The 14,889-nt window shown below is 66.2% G+C and carries 14 protein-coding genes; 6 read left to right on the top strand and 8 right to left on the bottom strand.

Going from position 1 to position 14,889, the window contains the following annotated elements; genetic code table 11:
* Nucleotides 1-177: 177 nt before the first annotated feature.
* The 5 genes from fabF to IPV08_RS02150 all read right to left on the bottom strand — a co-directional run bounded on the left by fabF (nt 178) and on the right by IPV08_RS02150 (nt 4,720).
* Nucleotides 178-1,437, bottom strand: a complete 1,260-nt coding sequence (gene fabF / locus IPV08_RS02130) for a beta-ketoacyl-ACP synthase II (protein ID WP_056424431.1) — start codon at nt 1,435-1,437, stop codon at nt 178-180.
* A gap of 93 nt (nt 1,438-1,530) precedes the next feature.
* Nucleotides 1,531-1,767: an acyl carrier protein gene (locus tag IPV08_RS02135; RefSeq protein ID WP_018044468.1), complete on the bottom strand. Its 237-nt coding sequence runs from the start codon at nt 1,765-1,767 to the stop codon at nt 1,531-1,533.
* A gap of 292 nt (nt 1,768-2,059) precedes the next feature.
* Complete coding sequence (fabG, locus tag IPV08_RS02140; RefSeq protein ID WP_207410520.1) at nt 2,060-2,800, bottom strand: 3-oxoacyl-[acyl-carrier-protein] reductase; 741 nt, start codon at nt 2,798-2,800, stop codon at nt 2,060-2,062.
* Between the two features lie 14 nt (nt 2,801-2,814).
* Nucleotides 2,815-3,756 (bottom strand): ACP S-malonyltransferase, encoded by a 942-nt coding sequence (fabD, locus tag IPV08_RS02145; RefSeq protein WP_207410523.1) that lies wholly within the window; start codon nt 3,754-3,756, stop codon nt 2,815-2,817.
* A 241-nt stretch (nt 3,757-3,997) separates the two neighbouring features.
* Nucleotides 3,998-4,720 carry a carbonic anhydrase gene (locus IPV08_RS02150; RefSeq protein ID WP_207410526.1) on the bottom strand — a complete coding sequence of 241 codons (723 nt, stop codon included), beginning with the start codon at nt 4,718-4,720 and terminating at the stop codon, nt 3,998-4,000.
* Nucleotides 4,721-4,975: 255 nt separating this feature from the next.
* Here IPV08_RS02150 and rpoZ point away from each other — a divergent pair, with 255 nt between their 5' ends.
* The 4 genes from rpoZ to IPV08_RS02170 all read left to right on the top strand — a co-directional run bounded on the left by rpoZ (nt 4,976) and on the right by IPV08_RS02170 (nt 9,549).
* Nucleotides 4,976-5,386, top strand: a complete 411-nt coding sequence (rpoZ, locus tag IPV08_RS02155; protein ID WP_019904660.1) for a DNA-directed RNA polymerase subunit omega — start codon at nt 4,976-4,978, stop codon at nt 5,384-5,386.
* A gap of 179 nt (nt 5,387-5,565) precedes the next feature.
* Nucleotides 5,566-7,803: a bifunctional (p)ppGpp synthetase/guanosine-3',5'-bis(diphosphate) 3'-pyrophosphohydrolase gene (locus tag IPV08_RS02160; RefSeq protein ID WP_056423761.1), complete on the top strand. Its 2,238-nt coding sequence runs from the start codon at nt 5,566-5,568 to the stop codon at nt 7,801-7,803.
* A gap of 104 nt (nt 7,804-7,907) precedes the next feature.
* Nucleotides 7,908-8,498, top strand: a complete 591-nt coding sequence (pyrE, locus tag IPV08_RS02165; protein ID WP_056423759.1) for an orotate phosphoribosyltransferase — start codon at nt 7,908-7,910, stop codon at nt 8,496-8,498.
* 352 nt (nt 8,499-8,850) lie between these two features.
* Nucleotides 8,851-9,549, top strand: coding sequence for an NYN domain-containing protein (locus IPV08_RS02170; RefSeq protein WP_056423758.1), 699 nt, complete (start codon nt 8,851-8,853; stop codon nt 9,547-9,549).
* Nucleotides 9,550-9,627: 78 nt separating this feature from the next.
* On the opposite strand, the gene IPV08_RS02175 is transcribed toward IPV08_RS02170, so the two are convergent.
* Complete coding sequence (locus IPV08_RS02175) at nt 9,628-10,251, bottom strand: prephenate dehydrogenase/arogenate dehydrogenase family protein (protein ID WP_207410528.1); 624 nt, start codon at nt 10,249-10,251, stop codon at nt 9,628-9,630.
* Between the two features lie 246 nt (nt 10,252-10,497).
* On the opposite strand from IPV08_RS02175, the gene IPV08_RS02180 reads away from it, so the two are divergent.
* Nucleotides 10,498-10,638 carry a hypothetical protein gene (locus IPV08_RS02180; protein ID WP_207410530.1) on the top strand — a complete coding sequence of 47 codons (141 nt, stop codon included), beginning with the start codon at nt 10,498-10,500 and terminating at the stop codon, nt 10,636-10,638.
* A gap of 223 nt (nt 10,639-10,861) precedes the next feature.
* Here the strand turns inward: IPV08_RS02180 and smpB are convergent, their stop codons facing one another.
* Together smpB and dapA are read right to left on the bottom strand one after the other, a co-directional pair.
* Nucleotides 10,862-11,335 carry an SsrA-binding protein SmpB gene (gene smpB / locus IPV08_RS02185; protein WP_018044478.1) on the bottom strand — a complete coding sequence of 158 codons (474 nt, stop codon included), beginning with the start codon at nt 11,333-11,335 and terminating at the stop codon, nt 10,862-10,864.
* A 136-nt stretch (nt 11,336-11,471) separates the two neighbouring features.
* On the bottom strand, nt 11,472-12,371 hold the full coding sequence (gene dapA / locus IPV08_RS02190; protein WP_056424428.1) for a 4-hydroxy-tetrahydrodipicolinate synthase: 900 nt from the start codon (nt 12,369-12,371) through the stop codon (nt 11,472-11,474).
* 185 nt (nt 12,372-12,556) lie between these two features.
* On the opposite strand from dapA, the gene IPV08_RS02195 reads away from it, so the two are divergent.
* Nucleotides 12,557-14,863 (top strand): transglycosylase SLT domain-containing protein, encoded by a 2,307-nt coding sequence (locus tag IPV08_RS02195; RefSeq protein WP_207410532.1) that lies wholly within the window; start codon nt 12,557-12,559, stop codon nt 14,861-14,863.
* Nucleotides 14,864-14,889: the final 26 nt, after the last annotated feature.

Raw genomic sequence — 14,889 nt, forward strand, 5'->3', positions numbered from 1 at the left:
AGCCACCATGCAGAAGTAGACTTTCGCCTATGGGCGACTGGTTTCGGCTTTGCCGTCCGTTTCCGACGAATGTCGCTATCGATGGAAAACAGGACTTTCGGCTGGGGACCAACGGGTCAAGCTGCGTTGGCCCTTACTGGGGCCGCCGTCCATCTCGCCGGTGACAGCATTCTGCCGTCAGACCCGCCGCATCACCAGCGACGCATTCGTCCCGCCAAATCCAAAAGAATTCGACAGCACGACATCCACCTGCTTGCGCTTGGCTTCATGCGGCACGAGGTCGATGGCCGTTTCCACCGACGGTGTGTCGAGGTTCAGCGTCGGCGGCATCACGCCGTCGCGGATGGTGAGGATCGAGAAGATCGCCTCGATGGCGCCAGCCGCGCCCAAGAGATGCCCCACCGCCGATTTGGTGGAGGACATGGCGGCCTTGGCCGCGTTGTCGCCGAGCAGGCGCTCGACGGCCTTGAGTTCGAGCTCGTCGCCCATCGGCGTCGAGGTGCCGTGCGCGTTGATGTAGTCGATGTCGCCAGCCGAGATGCCGGCGCGTTTCACGGCGGCGCTCATGCAGCGGAAGGCGCCGTCGCCGTCCGGGGCCGGCGACGTGATGTGGTAGGCGTCGCCCGTGAGGCCGTAGCCGACCACCTCGGCATAGATCCGAGCGCCGCGCGCCTTGGCGTGCTCGTATTCCTCCAACACCACCACGCCGGCGCCTTCGCCCATGACGAAGCCGTCGCGGTCCTTGTCATAGGGGCGCGAAGCCTTGGTTGGCTGGTCGTTGAAACCTGTGGAGAGGGCGCGGCAGGCGGCGAAGCCCGCGAGCGCGAGGCGGTTCACCGGAGATTCGGCACCACCCGCCACCATGACGTCGGCATCGCCGAACTGGATCAGGCGGGCCGCGTCGCCGATGGCATGGGCGCCGGTGGAGCAGGCGGTGACCACTGCGTGATTCGGCCCCTTGAGCCCGTGCGCGATCGAAACCTGGCCCGAGGCGAGGTTGATGATGCGGCCGGGAATGAAGAACGGCGAGATCCGCCGCGGCCCCTTGTCGTGCAGGGTCACGGAGGCGTCGTAGATGCCACCGATCCCGCCGATGCCGGAGCCGATCATCACGCCGGTGGCGCATTGATCCTCGTGGGACTTCGGATGCCATCCGGCATCATCGAGCGCCTGGCCAGCGGCGGCCATGGCGTAGACGATGAACGGATCGACCTTGCGCTGCTCCTTCGCCTCCATCCACCGGTCGGGATTGAAGGTGCCGTCGCTGCCGTCTCCGAACGGGACCGAACAGGCGATGCGGCAGGCGAGATCGGACACGTCGAAGGCTGTCACCTGCGACGCTCCGCTATCTCCCGCGATCAACCGGCTCCAGGTGGTCTCGACGTCGCTTCCCAGCGGCGTCACCATGCCTAAGCCCGTCACCACAACCCGACGCATCGCGTTATCCCGAACCGGTCCCGTCATCATCATTCCAAATGGCGCACGGGGCGATCGAGCCCCGCTTGTCGATGCGCCTTTTGCCCCTCGCGCTTAGGCGGAGTTCTTCTCGAGGAACTTCACGGCGTCGCCGACCGTCTGGATGGTCTCGGCGGCATCGTCGGGGATCTCGACGTTGAACTCTTCCTCGAACGCCATCACGAGCTCGACGGTGTCGAGGCTGTCGGCGCCGAGATCATCGATGAAGTTTGCGCCCTCGACTACCTTTTCCGGCTCAACGCCGAGGTGCTCGACAACGATCTTCTTCACGCGCTCAGCGATATCGCTCATCGTTCTTGGTCCTTAGCTATTCGATCGTGATGGTGAAGGCGCCGTGGCCGCCATCCCGCTTGTGAGGATTTTGAAGGCGGCCGGTGTCCGATCGCGCGTGGCCTTGAGAACCCGCAACACGCAGAACCGTCAACCCCCCTCGCACGGCAGCCGGGGTGGTAGCACAGGGTTTTCGTGCTGGCGAGGGGCGGTTCACAAACCGTTCATCGCTGTGGCTTTTTCGAGCGAAGGAACACTTATTTTTCGTGTGCAGTGCAGCAAAGCGATCTGCGTCAAGGCAATAAAAGACGCCTCAATACATCGCCATGCCGCCATTCACGTGCAAGGTCTGGCCGGTGACGTAGCCGGCCTCGGCGGAGGCGAGATAGACGGCTGCCGCGCCGATCTCGTCCCCGGTGCCCAGGCGGTTCATGGGCACGCGGGTGAGAATTCCCTCACGTTGCTTCTCGTTGAGCACGTCCGTCATCGGCGAGGTGATGAAGCCCGGCGCGATGCAGTTGACGGTGAGGTTGCGGGTGGCGACCTCGGCGGCCAGGGCCTTGGTCATGCCGACGAGGCCGGCCTTGGCGGCGGCATAGTTCACCTGGCCGGGATTGCCGGTGGCGCCCACGACGGACCCCACATTGATGATACGGCCGTGCCGCCGCTTCATCATGCCTTTCACCGCCGCCCGCGAGAGCCGGAACGCCGCCGTAAGATTCACGGCGATCACCGCATCCCACTCGTCGTCCTTCATCCGCAGCATGAGGTTGTCGCGGGTGATGCCGGCATTGTTGACGAGGATATCGAGGCCGCCCATCGCGGCCTCGGCCGCCGGCACCAGGGCCTCGACGGCATCCTTGTCCGACAAGTTGCCGGGCACGAGGTGGACGCGCTCGCCGCCGAGTTCGGCGGACAGGGCTTCCAGCGCCTCGGGGCGTGTGCCGGAAATGGCGACGATGGCACCCTGCGCGTGGAGCGCCTTGGCGATGGCGCCGCCGAGGCCGCCGGTCGCGCCGGTGACGAGGGCCTTGCGGCCGGTCAGGTCGAACATGGGCAATCCTGTTGTCAGCTGAGCGTCGGGAAGGCGGCGACGTCGTCGGGCGTGCCGACGGGAGTCGCGGTGGAGCCGGAAGCGATCCGCTTGACGAGGCCGGTGAGCACCTTGCCACTGCCGATCTCGTAGAACTGATTGATGCCGGCGGCCGCCATGGCCTCGACGCATTCGCGCCAGCGCACGGTGCCGGTCACCTGCGCGACGAGGGCCTGCCGGATGGCGGCGGGCTCGACGACCGGCGAGGCCAGCACGTTGGAATAGACCGGGACCAGGGGTGCCTTCATGGCCACGCGGGTCAGGGCATCCTGCATGGCCTCGGCAGCCGGCGACATCATCGAGCAATGGAACGGGGCGGAGACGTTGAGCATCACCGCACGCTTGATGCCGCGCGCCTGGGCAATCGCCACCGCGCGCTCCACCGCGGCCTTCCCGCCCGAGAGCACCACCTGCCCGGCGCCGTTGTCGTTGGCGACGTCGCAGACATCTCCTTCGGCGGCTTCCGAGGCGATGGACAGGGCCAGCTCGGCATCGGCGCCGATCAGGGCGGCCATGGCCCCCGCCCCCGGTGCGACCGCGCCCTGCATCGCCTCGCCGCGAATGCGCAGGAGCCGGGCGGTATCGGAGATCGTGAACGTCCCGGCGGCGGCGAGCGCCGTGTATTCGCCGAGCGAGTGGCCGGCTACCGCCGCCACGTCGCGAACGAGATCGAGGCCGCGTGTCGCCTGGAGCACGCGCACGACCGCGAGGCTCGCCGCCATCAGGGCGGGCTGCGCGTTGGCGGTGAGGGTCAGTTCCTCCGTCGGTCCCTCGAACATCAGCGTCGAGAGGGACTGACCCAAGGCCTCGTCCACCTCATCGAAGACGGCTTTCGCCTGGGGGAAGGATTCCGCCAGGGCCCGGCCCATGCCGACGGCCTGACTGCCCTGGCCGGGAAAGATGAATGCGCGCGCCATGTTCGTCGAAATCCTTTGCCACGTCGTCGCACGGGAAAGGGCGGCGCAGTCGCACCGTGTGCAGCAAGTGTCAACACGAGCGGAGACGAAGCAATGGACGAATACCGGTCTCGACCGATATCGAGACCACGATGTCGATGAGAATGCCGCGCTTGTTCTCTGGCTCGGCCACCGCCGGACGCCCATCACCGAAACGCGGGCGTCCGGTGGTCGGCGTACGGCGGCTGCCGATAGGTCCGTCTCAGGCTTCGTTGAAGAAATCGACCGTGCCGGTGTCGAGGCTGTAGGATGCGCCGACGATACGCAGCTTGCCCGCCTTCAACGGGTCGAGCAGCGCCGGCTCCGAGGCGGTGCGCATGCGGTTCACCACGCGGTCGACATTGGCGCGTACGCAATTCTCCAGGAAATCGCCGGGCTTGCCGCGCACCGAGAGCACCGCCGGAACGATCGGTTCGATCATCCGGCCGATGGAGCCCGGATAGACGGTGTTGTTCTCGACCACATCCGCCGCAGCCTGGACCGCGCCGCAACGGCTATGCCCCATGACCAAGATAAGCGGCACGCCGAGCTGGGAGACGGCGTATTCCACCGATCCGAGGGCGGCGGTGTCGGCGGTGTTGCCGGCATTGCGGACGATGAAGAGTTCGCCGAGACCGCGCCCGAACAGGATCTCCGGGGAGACGCGGGAATCGGAACAGCTCACCAGCACGCAGAACGGGGTCTGGCCGAGGGCGATCTCGATCCGGCGCTCACGCCCTTGCACCGCGCGGACGGGGCTGTCGGTCTTGTAGAGCCGGTTGCCCTCCTTCATCAGCTCCAGCGCCTGATCCGCCGTCAGGTCCGTCTTCTTGGTGGACGGGCTGGCCGCCAGACCGAGATTCGGCATGGCGGTGGCGGCGAAGGCCGCTGCGCCGAGATGGCAGGCACAGCTGAACAGGCCGCGGCGGCTGAGCGTCTTCGTCATGAGGTTTGGGCCCTCTTCAATTCCCATGCGAAAGCTCGCACGAGCTTAACCGTGCCACGCATAACTGTGGGGCGGGGCGCTGTCTCCCGGGCGATAAGCAGCGGCCTCGAGCGGGAATGGAACGCCGGTCCCGAACGTGCTGCCCGTGGCGGCGTCGGGGGCAATATTCCGGTCGCGCTTGTTGCGCCACGCGAGGCGGTGTAAGAGGCGCGTTCAATCATACTATTCCCGGTCCTATGGAAGGAGCCGCTGCGCATGGCTCGCGTCACCGTTGAAGACTGCATCGACAAGGTCGAGAACCGCTTCGAGCTCGTCCTGCTCGCGAGCCACCGCGCCCGCCTGTTGGCCGCCGGGGCGCCGCTTACGATCGACCGCGACCGCGACAAGAACCCCGTCTGCGCCCTGCGCGAAATCGGCGACGAGACCATCACCGCCGACGACCTCAAGGAACAGCTGATCCATTCGATGCAGAAATACGTCGAGGTGGATGAGCCCGAGGCCGAGACGGTGCCGCTGCTGTCGAGCTCGCCGGCCGCCGCCGCCGTCGCGCCGCAATCGTCCAGCGATGACGGCGCCGTTCAGTTCGACCGGATGAGCGAAGAAGATCTTCTGCGCGGTCTCGAGAACCTCGCTCCTCCGACCGAGACGGACGAAGAGGCCGAGTGATCGGACGACACGTTTATTACTGACGATCCTGCGAAGACCCGGCCCAGCGCCGGGTTTTTCGTTTTTCGGGGCGAGAAACCGGTGTCATACGGCGCCATGGGTCTGGCGTGCCCGGCCGCGATGCGGGACAACATGGGACAGAGGCGGGCAGTGACGATGAGTGAAGGGTGTTGCGGCGGATGATGCGCCAGTACGAGCTCGTCGAGCGGGTGAGGCGTTACAACCCCGCCACCAACGAGGCCCTTCTCAACCGCGCCTATGTTTATGCCATGCGGGCCCATGGGACGCAGAAGCGGGCCTCGGGCGATCCGTTCTTCGCCCATCCGCTGGAAGTCGCCGCGATCCTCACCGATCTCCGGCTCGATGACGCCACCATCGTCGCCGCCGTGCTGCACGATACGGTCGAGGACACGGCAGCCACCCTCGACGAGATCAGCGAGATCTTCAGCCCGGAGATCGGCGCCCTGGTGGACGGGCTGACCAAGCTCAAGCGCCTGGACCTCGTCTCGAAACGTGCGGCGCAGGGCGAGAACTTCCGCAAGCTGCTGCTGGCCGTCGCGGCGGACGTGCGCGTGCTGCTGGTCAAGCTCGCCGACCGCCTGCACAACATGCGCACGCTTCATCACATGAAGCCGGAGAAGCGTGAGCGGATCGCCCAGGAGACGCTGGATATCTACGCGCCGCTGGCCGGACGCATGGGTATGCAGGAACTGCGCGAAGAGCTCGAAGACCTCGCGCTGCGCAACCTCAAGCCCGAGATCTACGCGACGATCACCCAGCGGCTCGCCGACCTCGCCGTGAAATCCGAACGACTGGTCGAGAGTATCGAACGGGACCTGACCGCCAAGCTCGCGGCCCAGGGCATCAACGCCGTCGTCACCGGGCGGCAGAAGCGGCCCTTCTCCATTTCCGCCAAGATGGAGCGTAAATCCGTCGCCTTCGAGCAGCTCTCGGACATCTTCGGCTTCCGCATCATCGTGGAATCCCTGTCCGAATGTTACGGGGCGCTGGGTGTCGTGCACACCACCTGGCCGATGGTGCCGGGTCGCTACAAGGACTACATCTCCACCCCGAAACAGAACGATTACCGCTCAATCCACACCACCGTGATCGGGCCGAAGAGCCAGCGCGTCGAGCTGCAGATCCGCACCGCGGCCATGGACGAGATCGCCGAATACGGCATCGCCGCGCATGCCCATTACAAGGAATCCGGCGGAAAGGACGAGATCGGCGGCGTCCATCCGCGCCTCGCCACGGAAAGCGGCGCCTATCAATGGCTGCGGCGGACCATCGAACTCCTGGCCGAGGGCGACAGCCCGGAGGAATTCCTCGAACACACCAAGCTCGAATTGTTTCAGGATCAGGTGTTCTGCTTCACGCCGAAGGGGCGCCTCATCGCCCTGCCGCGCGGCGCGACGCCCATCGACTTCGCCTATGCGGTCCATACCGATGTGGGCAACACGGCGGTGGGGGCCAAGATCAACGGCCGCATGGCGCCGCTGCTGATCGAGCTCGTGAACGGCGACGAGGTCGAGATCGCCCGGGCCGACGGGCAATCGCCTCCGGCCGCCTGGGAATCCCTCGTGGTCACCGGCAAGGCCCGCGCCGCGATCCGGCGTGCCACCCGCTCGGCCGTGCGCCGCCAATATGCCGGCCTCGGCCGCCAGATCCTCGACCGTGCCTTCGAGCGGGCGGCTAAGAACTTCTCCGAGGACAAGCTGCGCGGGGCGCTTCCTCGCCTCGCCCGGCAGAGCACCGAAGATGTGTTCGCGGCGGTGGGGCGGGGCGAGATGTTCTCGGGCGACGTGGTCCGCGCGGTCTATCCTGACCACAAGGACGAGCGCCGGACGGCGCCGGCAGCCCTACAGCAGCCGATGGACGGGGGCGCCGGTCGCCTCAGCCTCGCCAAGGGGCAGGCCATGCGGCTCACCTTCCCCGAGGGCACCGCCGATATGGGCCGGCCGGACGCCATCCCGATCCGCGGCCTCGACAACGACCTGCCGGTGAGCTTCGCGCCGAATGGCGGCGCGGTGCCGGGGGACCGCATCGTCGGTATCCTCACCCCCGGTGTCGGGGTCACGATCTATCCGATCCAGTCGGCGGCGCTCGCGGATTTCGACAACGAACCGGCACGCTGGCTCGATGTGCGCTGGGATGTCGAGGCGGGCGGGAGCGAACGTTTTCCCGCGCGCCTCGCCCTGCAATCGATCAACGAGCCCGGCGTTCTGGCCCAGATCGCGCAGGTCATCGCCGACCACGACGGCAATATCGACAATGTCTCGATGAAGCGACGCACCCAGGACTTCACCGAGATCGTGATCGATCTTTCGGTCTGGGACCTGAAGCACCTCAACGCCATCGTCGCCGAGCTGCGCGGTAAGCGCACCGTGAGCAGGGTCGACCGCGTCAACGGCTGAGCGTCCGTACCCCTCTGGGCGCGTCGTCGGCGCGCGCCTTGCGCCAGGTGGCCCGCGCTGCCACAAACGCGGCCCTCACTCGCTATCCAAGGAACACGTTTCTCATGACGCCAGACGCGGTGCTCGCGGAATTCCGCGATGCAGGGGCTCTGCTCGAAGGACATTTCGTGCTCAGTTCCGGGCTCCATTCCGGCGTCTTCCTGCAGAAGATGGCGATCTTCTCCGATCCGGTCCGGACCGAGCGCCTGTGCAAGGCCCTGGCGGAGGTCATCGTCGCCCGCTTCGGCCCGATCGACATCGTCGTGTCCCCGGCGATCGGCGGGATCGTTCCGGGATACGAGACGGCGCGTCATCTCGGAGCACGCGCCATCTTCGTCGAACGTGATCCCGGCGGGCCCTTCAGCCTTCGTCGCGGCTTCAGCATTCCGGCCGGCCAACGCGCCGTGATCGTCGAGGATATCGTGACGACGGGGCTTTCCGCCCGCGAATGCCTCGCATCGCTCCAAAGCGAGCCCGGGGAGGTCATCGGCGCGGCCTGCCTCATCGACCGTTCGGGCGGGCGCGGCGAAATCGGCCTGCCGCTCGTTACCCTGGTCACTCTCGACATTCCGGCTTATGCTGCCGATGCCTTGCCGCCGGAACTTGCCGCGCTGCCTGCCGTCAAGCCTGGTAGCCGGGTGATGCCTCCCGCCTAATCTTAAGCAAGGCTAAAACTGAATGTGGTCGATGAACTGATGCGCAATTGGGCGCAACAGTTGTAGACCGGCAAATATTCTCGGCAGAACCTGGTTTTATCCTCAATTTCAGGTGATTGTATACCAATCGTGGTTGACAGGTATGTCAATCCGACAATAACAAAGGAGAGGCTTGGCCGTTGCCTGTGGCATTCGACCGGTTCTTAGAATTTATTATTAATTCTAACGTTCTGTCCGTTATCAACCTTGGGTTGTCAAGGCATCGGGCGGCGAATGATCAGTCAAATGTGACGAATTATTAAGACTGCAACATCTTACGTCTGAAAATTCTGATGAGAAAATGGATCTTTCAATGAGCGCACAACAGCGCAGTGCTCTGTTTATCGACGGAGCGAATCTTTACGCGGCAACGAAGGCGCTTGGCTTCGATATCGATTATCGCCGTCTGCTTAAGGAATTTCAAGCTCGCGACAATTTGATCCGGGCTTTTTACTACACAGCTATGGTCGAAGACCAGGAATATTCATCGATCCGACCGCTGATCGATTGGCTCGATTATAACGGTTATCGGGTCGTGACCAAACCAGCCAAGGAATTCACCGATTCCGCCGGTCGTCGCAAGATCAAAGGCAATATGGACATCGAACTCGCCATCGATGCCCTCGAACTCGCGCCCCGCATCGATCATATGGTCCTGTTCTCGGGCGATGGCGATTTCCGCTCCCTGGTAGAGGCGATGCAGCGCCGCGGGGTCCGGGTCACCGTCGTCTCGACGATCCAGACACAGCCGGCCATGATCGCCGACGACCTTCGCCGACAGGCCGACGAGTTCGTCGACCTCGTCCACCTCATTCCCCGTGTCGGTCGCGATCCGGGGGAGCGCGGCGTCCGGACCCAGGGTGAGGGCTTGGCCCGCAATCCTCGGGACGTGCCGCGGGAGGCTCCACGGGACATGACGCGCGACGTGGCCGAGCGGCCGGTCGCCCGCGCCAATCCCGGACTGGAGACCCGCTACGGTATCCGTCAGGGCGACGACGTCAGCGAGCAGTAGACGTTCACTCGACCGGGGGAAGTCTGCGTCTCGCCTCCCTCCCCCGGTATGCGGATGCCCGAAGCCGCGATTGCCGGTTCACCCCATGGCGTTGGAGCGAGGCTCCGAGAGTTCACGCTCCAGCCGTGATGCATGCGCGAAGAACCGGCGGCGCACATCCGCCGCGTAGGGGTTCGCCCGCTCGATCGCGTCGAAGACTTCCGGGGCATCGTGCCTGACCATGCCCACCGCCTGCATCAGCAGGTCGAAGCTCTTTGTCGTCATCCGGGTCGGGAGCGGCTCCATCTCGACGAAGACCTTGGCGATGAGATGCGTCAGGCCCTGAACCGAGGCGGCTGCCCGGTCATGTGCCTCGGGATCGGTGAGGATGACATCGAGGCCGAGATGCTTCCGTAGGAAGGCCGCGGCGCGCAGGCCTCCCCGCCCCCGGATCGGACATACGGCGATCTTCAGCCCCTTCAGGCCGGAGCGCGCGCTTTGTGGGCCGAAGAGCGGATGCGTGGCGACGATCCCGACGTGATCGGGCAACCCTTCCGCCATGATCCGTGCGGCGACCATCTTCACCGAGGCGACATCGAGGACGAGTGCGCCCGGCCGCAGATGAGGTCCGATGGCGGAGACCACCTCGGCGAGCTTGGAGACCGGAGCGGCCAGCACGACCACGGGACAGGAAGCCGCCTCGGCGAGCGAGCCGAGCCGCACCCCGGCTTTCCTCGCCCCTTTCTGCGTACCGGATTCACATGTCTGGTCGCCGGCCGTTCTCCCTTCCCAAGCGGGTTCGACATGAGGCGCGACGGGCTCCCTCTCCTGGAAGGAGAGGGCTGGGGTGAGGTGTGGTCCGCCTCCGAAAAGGTCACACACCTCACTCTGTCCCTCGCCTTCCAAGAGAGGGGACCCGCGCATCCCGCGAAATGTGTGAACGCCGTAGCCTTCTAGGAGAAGGGACCCGTGCTGCCCGCGAGATGCCTGAATATCGTCGGCGTGCGGCAGGGCGGGATCGTAGGCGCGCAGCGGGAAATACCGCCCGAGATGTTGGGCGATCAGCTGGCCGAACGCGCCGAATCCGATGATCCCGACGGTGATGCGTGATGGAGGGGACGTAACCAAAGACACGGAACTGACCTCTATGGAGCCGAGGGGCCAGCGGTGCTTGGAAGAGGGTCAACCGCCGACGACCGGGGCGGTTGAGACGTGACAGAGCACCTCGCCGCTATGGGAGCGGCGCGTAATACAATCCGGAAAGGATCGGGTTCGTCGTCATGGGCGGTGTCTTGGCAGGACGGGCATCGCCCGTCAACGGAGCGTTCGCCGATCAGCCCTTGTCGCGCATGATCCGGGCGCGGTCGCGCTCCCAGTCCCGCTCCTTGGCGCTCTCGCGCTTGTCGTGGAGCTTCTTGCCCCGGCCGAGGCCGAGTTCGATCTTCGCGCGGCCCTGCTCGTTGAAGTAGATCTTCAGCGGCACCACCGTGTAGCCCTCGCGCTTCGTGGCGCCGATGAGCTTGTTGATCTGTTTGCGGTGGAGCAGCAGCCGGCGCGGACGCTTGGTCTCGTGGTTGAAGCGGTTGGCTTCGAGATATTCCGGGATGTAGGCGTTGAACAGGAACAGCTCGTCACCCGACGGACCGGCATAGGCCTCGCCGATGGCCGCCTTGCCCTTGCGCAGGGATTTGACCTCCGTCCCGGTCAGGGCGATGCCCGCCTCGAGGACGTCGGAGATTTCGTAATGGAAGCGGGCGGCGCGGTTGTCGGCGACGACGCGGCGGGTGTCTTGCGGTTTGGGAGCCATCACATCGTCGGTTCTGGTGCATCGGCCTATCCGAGCCGATGCCCCTTGTCTGGAAGGAAGCTGATGCCGTCGCCGGCCGCGCGACGCGGCCGATCGACACTCATATGGTTCGCCGGGGTTTCGCCTGCGAGGGGGCTCAGCCGTCGATCAGGCCGGCATGGCGCAGGGCGGAATCGACGATCGCCTTCGTGGCATCGCTGACCGTCAGGAGCGGGAGGCGCACCTCGTCGCTCATATGGCCCAGCCGCGAGAGACCGTATTTCACCGGTGACGGGTTCGACTCCGCGAACAGCCCCACATGCAGCGGCAACAATTGGTCCTGGATCCGCAGGGCCGTGGCGTAATCGCCGGACAGGGTCGCTTCCTGAAGCTTGGCGCAGAGGCGCGGCGCCACGTTGGAGACCACCGAGATGCAGCCGACGCCGCCCTGAGCATTGAATCCGAGCGCCGTCGCATCTTCGCCCGAAAGCTGGATGAAGTCTTCACCCATGGCTTGGCGTTGCAGGCTGACACGGTCGAGCTTGGCCGTGGCGTCCTTCACGCCGGCGATGTTCTTGAGCTCATACAGCCGCGCCATGGTTTCGACGCTCATGTCGACCACGGAACGCGGGGGAATATTGTAGATGATGATCGGAATACCGATGGCGTCGTTGACGGCCTTGAAATGCGCGTAGAGCCCGGCCTGCGTCGGCTTGTTGTAGTAGGGCGTCACGACGAGAACGGCGTCGGCACCGGCCTTCTCCGCGTTGACGGCCCGGTCGACGGCCTCGGCCGTGGAGTTCGAGCCCGCGCCCGCGATGACCGGTACCCGGCCGGCGGTCTCGGCGATGCAGGCAGCCACGACACGGTCGTGCTCGTCATGGCTCAGGGTCGGCGTCTCGCCGGTGGTGCCCACGGGCACGAGGCCATGGATGCCCTGCTCGATCTGCCAGTTCACGAATTTGCGAAAGGCGTCCTCGTCGAAGGCGCCATCGCGAAACGGAGTGGCGAGCGCGGTCATGGCGCCCCTGAGGCGCTGTGTCGTGGTGTCGGTCATCCTGGCGTTCCCGGCCGTCGATTTTTCGGTGGGCCGGTGTGCCGGCCGCATCACCGCTCTCGCGGACGGGCAGACATAGGGCCTTGCCGGCACGCGCGCAAACGCTCTGTCGGCGCGGTTAATGACTTCTTAATGCCCTCCGGGACAGCTTAGGCATGTCCGCATCTGACGGGACTTGAAGAACCATGGCGTTCTGGACACGCTCGCATCGTGCCGCCCTCCCCGTTTCCCTCGCCCTTGCCTTGGCGGGGACGACGATGCTGGTCGTGCCGAACACGATCTTCCCGGCCGCCGCGGCCCAGGGGGAGGATGTCACCACCCGCCCGTCGAGCGACGCCGTCGCCCCCTCCGTCATGGTGCCGGACAGCAAGGCCGCGGAGACCGAGGCGGTCGCCGCCGATGCGCTGAAGCTGGATGACCGCAGCGCCGAGACCGTGGCGAGCAAGGCCCTGCCCGCCGCCGCCAAGGCCTATGCCTCCGCCGATCCGGAAGCGCCGATCGCCTTCCCGCTTCCCGACGCCGCCATGACGCCGGCCGCGCCCGTACCGGAAGTGCCCGACCCCGCCCGCGCGGCGCAGGTCGCGCCGGATGTCGACCTCCCCGCTCTGCGCCAGGCCATCGACGCCTATCGGCGCGGCAAGGTCTCCGAAGGCGACCGCCTGCGCGACGGCTTCACCGATCCGGCGGCTCTCGCGCTGCTCGAATGGGTGGCGATCCGCGCCGGCTCCGGCATCGGCTTCGAGCGCACTGTCTCCTTCACCCGGACGAACCCGGAATGGCCGGCGGGTCCGCTCCTCCGCCGCCGCGCCGAGGAGGCACTTCTCACCGAGCGCAAGAACCCGGCGACCGTGCGCGCCTTCTTCGCCGGAACACGTCCGTCGAGCGCTCCCGGCAAGTTCGCCCTCGCCCTCGCCTTCCGGGCCGATTCCTTCGACGAGGACGCCGCCTCCCTGGTCCGCGACCTGTGGCGCTCGGAAACCTTCGGGCGCGCCCTCGAGACCAAGGTGATGGACGCCTTTCCGGGTGTCCTCACCCGCGTCGATCACCGCTTCCGCATGGAGCGCGCGCTCCTGAAGGAGGATTACGAGACGGCCGGGCGGGCCGCCTCCTATGCCGGCGGCGGCTACGCCAGTCTGGTCCGCGCCCGCCGTGCCGTGGAGGACAAGAGTTCGTCGGCCGCCTCCGCGCTGAACGCCGTGCCGCCGTCGCTCCGCAGCGATCCGTCCTACATCCTGTCGCGGGCGCAATACCTGCGCCGAGCCGACAAGGCGGTGGAAGCCGCAGCTATCCTCGCCACCGCCCCCACCAACGGCGATGTCCTGGTGGATGGCGACGAATGGTGGGTCGAGCGCCGGATCGTCGCCCGCAAGCTCATCGATATCGGCAATCCGAGCCTCGCCTACGAGGTCGCCGCCGGCCATAGCGGCCGCACCGTGGAGAAGCGGATCGAGGCCGAGTTCCATGCCGGCTGGATCGCCCTGCGCTTCCTCGACGATCCGGCCAAGGCCACCAACCATTTCGCCAAGGCCGCGACCATCGCCGAGACGCCGATCTCGCTGGCCCGCGTGGCCTATTGGCAGGGCCGCGCCGCCGAGGCGGCAGGCGAAGCCGGGCTGGCCAAGACCTTCTACGAGCGCGCGGCGCTTCAGCCGATCGCCTATTACGGGCAGCTCGCGCGGGCGAAGCTCGGGCAGGCGAGCCTGCCGCTCCGCGTCGTCCCCGATCTCGAACCCGCTGCCGCGGCCGCGTTCGACAACCGCCTGACCACGCGGGCGCTGCGGATGCTGGAGGCGGCTTCGCTGAAGGATCTGGCGCTGCCGCTCTACATCGACACGGCGAATCGCCTGACCAACCCGGCCGAGCTCAGCGCGCTCGGCAACCTCGCCGTGGAGGTGCGGAATTCCCGAGCCCTCGTGGCGGTGGGCAAGCTCGCCGTCCAGCGTGGGCTGCCCCTCGACGCCCATGCCTACCCGACCATCGGCATTCCCGATTACGAGGCCTCCGCCGCCGTTCCCCTGGTGGAGAAGGCCATGGTCTTCGCCATCGCCCGCCAGGAAAGCCAGTTCGATCCCCGCGCCCAGTCGAGCGTCGGCGCCCGTGGGTTGATGCAGATGATGCCGGCCACCGCCCAGCGCACGGCACGACGGGTCAGCGCTTCCTACGACCAGGACCGCCTCACCAGCGATCCCGCCTACAATGCCCGCCTCGGCCAGGCCCATCTCGGTGAGCTGATGGAGGATTGGCGCGGCTCCTACATCCTGGCCTTCGCCTCCTACAATGCCGGTGGTGGCAACGTGAAGAAGTGGATCGACGCCTATGGCGATCCGCGCCGGACCGGGGTCGATCCCATCGACTGGGTCGAGCGCATCCCCTTCACCGAGACCCGCAACTACGTCCAGCGCGTGATGGAGAACCTGCAGGTCTATCGCAGCCGGCTGGAAGGCAAGAGCGCGCTGCTGATCGAAGGAGACCTTCAGCGCGGGGCGCGGTGAGCGGAGGGGTTATCCTCTCCCGGCCA

Source organism: Methylobacterium sp. SD274, assembly GCF_017355285.1.
Lineage (GTDB): Bacteria > Pseudomonadota > Alphaproteobacteria > Rhizobiales > Beijerinckiaceae > Methylobacterium.

Bases quoted from the DNA above. Each gene is read 5' to 3' on its own strand.
- fabF (WP_056424431.1), bottom strand. From the start codon at position 1,437: ATGCGTCGGGTTGTGGTGACGGGCTTAGGCATGGTGACGCCGCTGGGA.
- IPV08_RS02160 (WP_056423761.1), top strand. From the start codon at position 5,566: ATGATGCGCCAGTACGAGCTCGTCGAGCGGGTGAGGCGTTACAACCCC.
- IPV08_RS02170 (WP_056423758.1), top strand. From the start codon at position 8,851: ATGAGCGCACAACAGCGCAGTGCTCTGTTTATCGACGGAGCGAATCTT.
- dapA (WP_056424428.1), bottom strand. From the start codon at position 12,371: ATGACCGACACCACGACACAGCGCCTCAGGGGCGCCATGACCGCGCTC.
- fabD (WP_207410523.1), bottom strand. From the start codon at position 3,756: ATGGCGCGCGCATTCATCTTTCCCGGCCAGGGCAGTCAGGCCGTCGGC.
- IPV08_RS02195 (WP_207410532.1), top strand. From the start codon at position 12,557: ATGGCGTTCTGGACACGCTCGCATCGTGCCGCCCTCCCCGTTTCCCTC.
- IPV08_RS02150 (WP_207410526.1), bottom strand. From the start codon at position 4,720: ATGACGAAGACGCTCAGCCGCCGCGGCCTGTTCAGCTGTGCCTGCCAT.
- pyrE (WP_056423759.1), top strand. From the start codon at position 7,908: ATGACGCCAGACGCGGTGCTCGCGGAATTCCGCGATGCAGGGGCTCTG.
- smpB (WP_018044478.1), bottom strand. From the start codon at position 11,335: ATGGCTCCCAAACCGCAAGACACCCGCCGCGTCGTCGCCGACAACCGC.
- IPV08_RS02135 (WP_018044468.1), bottom strand. From the start codon at position 1,767: ATGAGCGATATCGCTGAGCGCGTGAAGAAGATCGTTGTCGAGCACCTC.
- fabG (WP_207410520.1), bottom strand. From the start codon at position 2,800: ATGTTCGACCTGACCGGCCGCAAGGCCCTCGTCACCGGCGCGACCGGC.
- rpoZ (WP_019904660.1), top strand. From the start codon at position 4,976: ATGGCTCGCGTCACCGTTGAAGACTGCATCGACAAGGTCGAGAACCGC.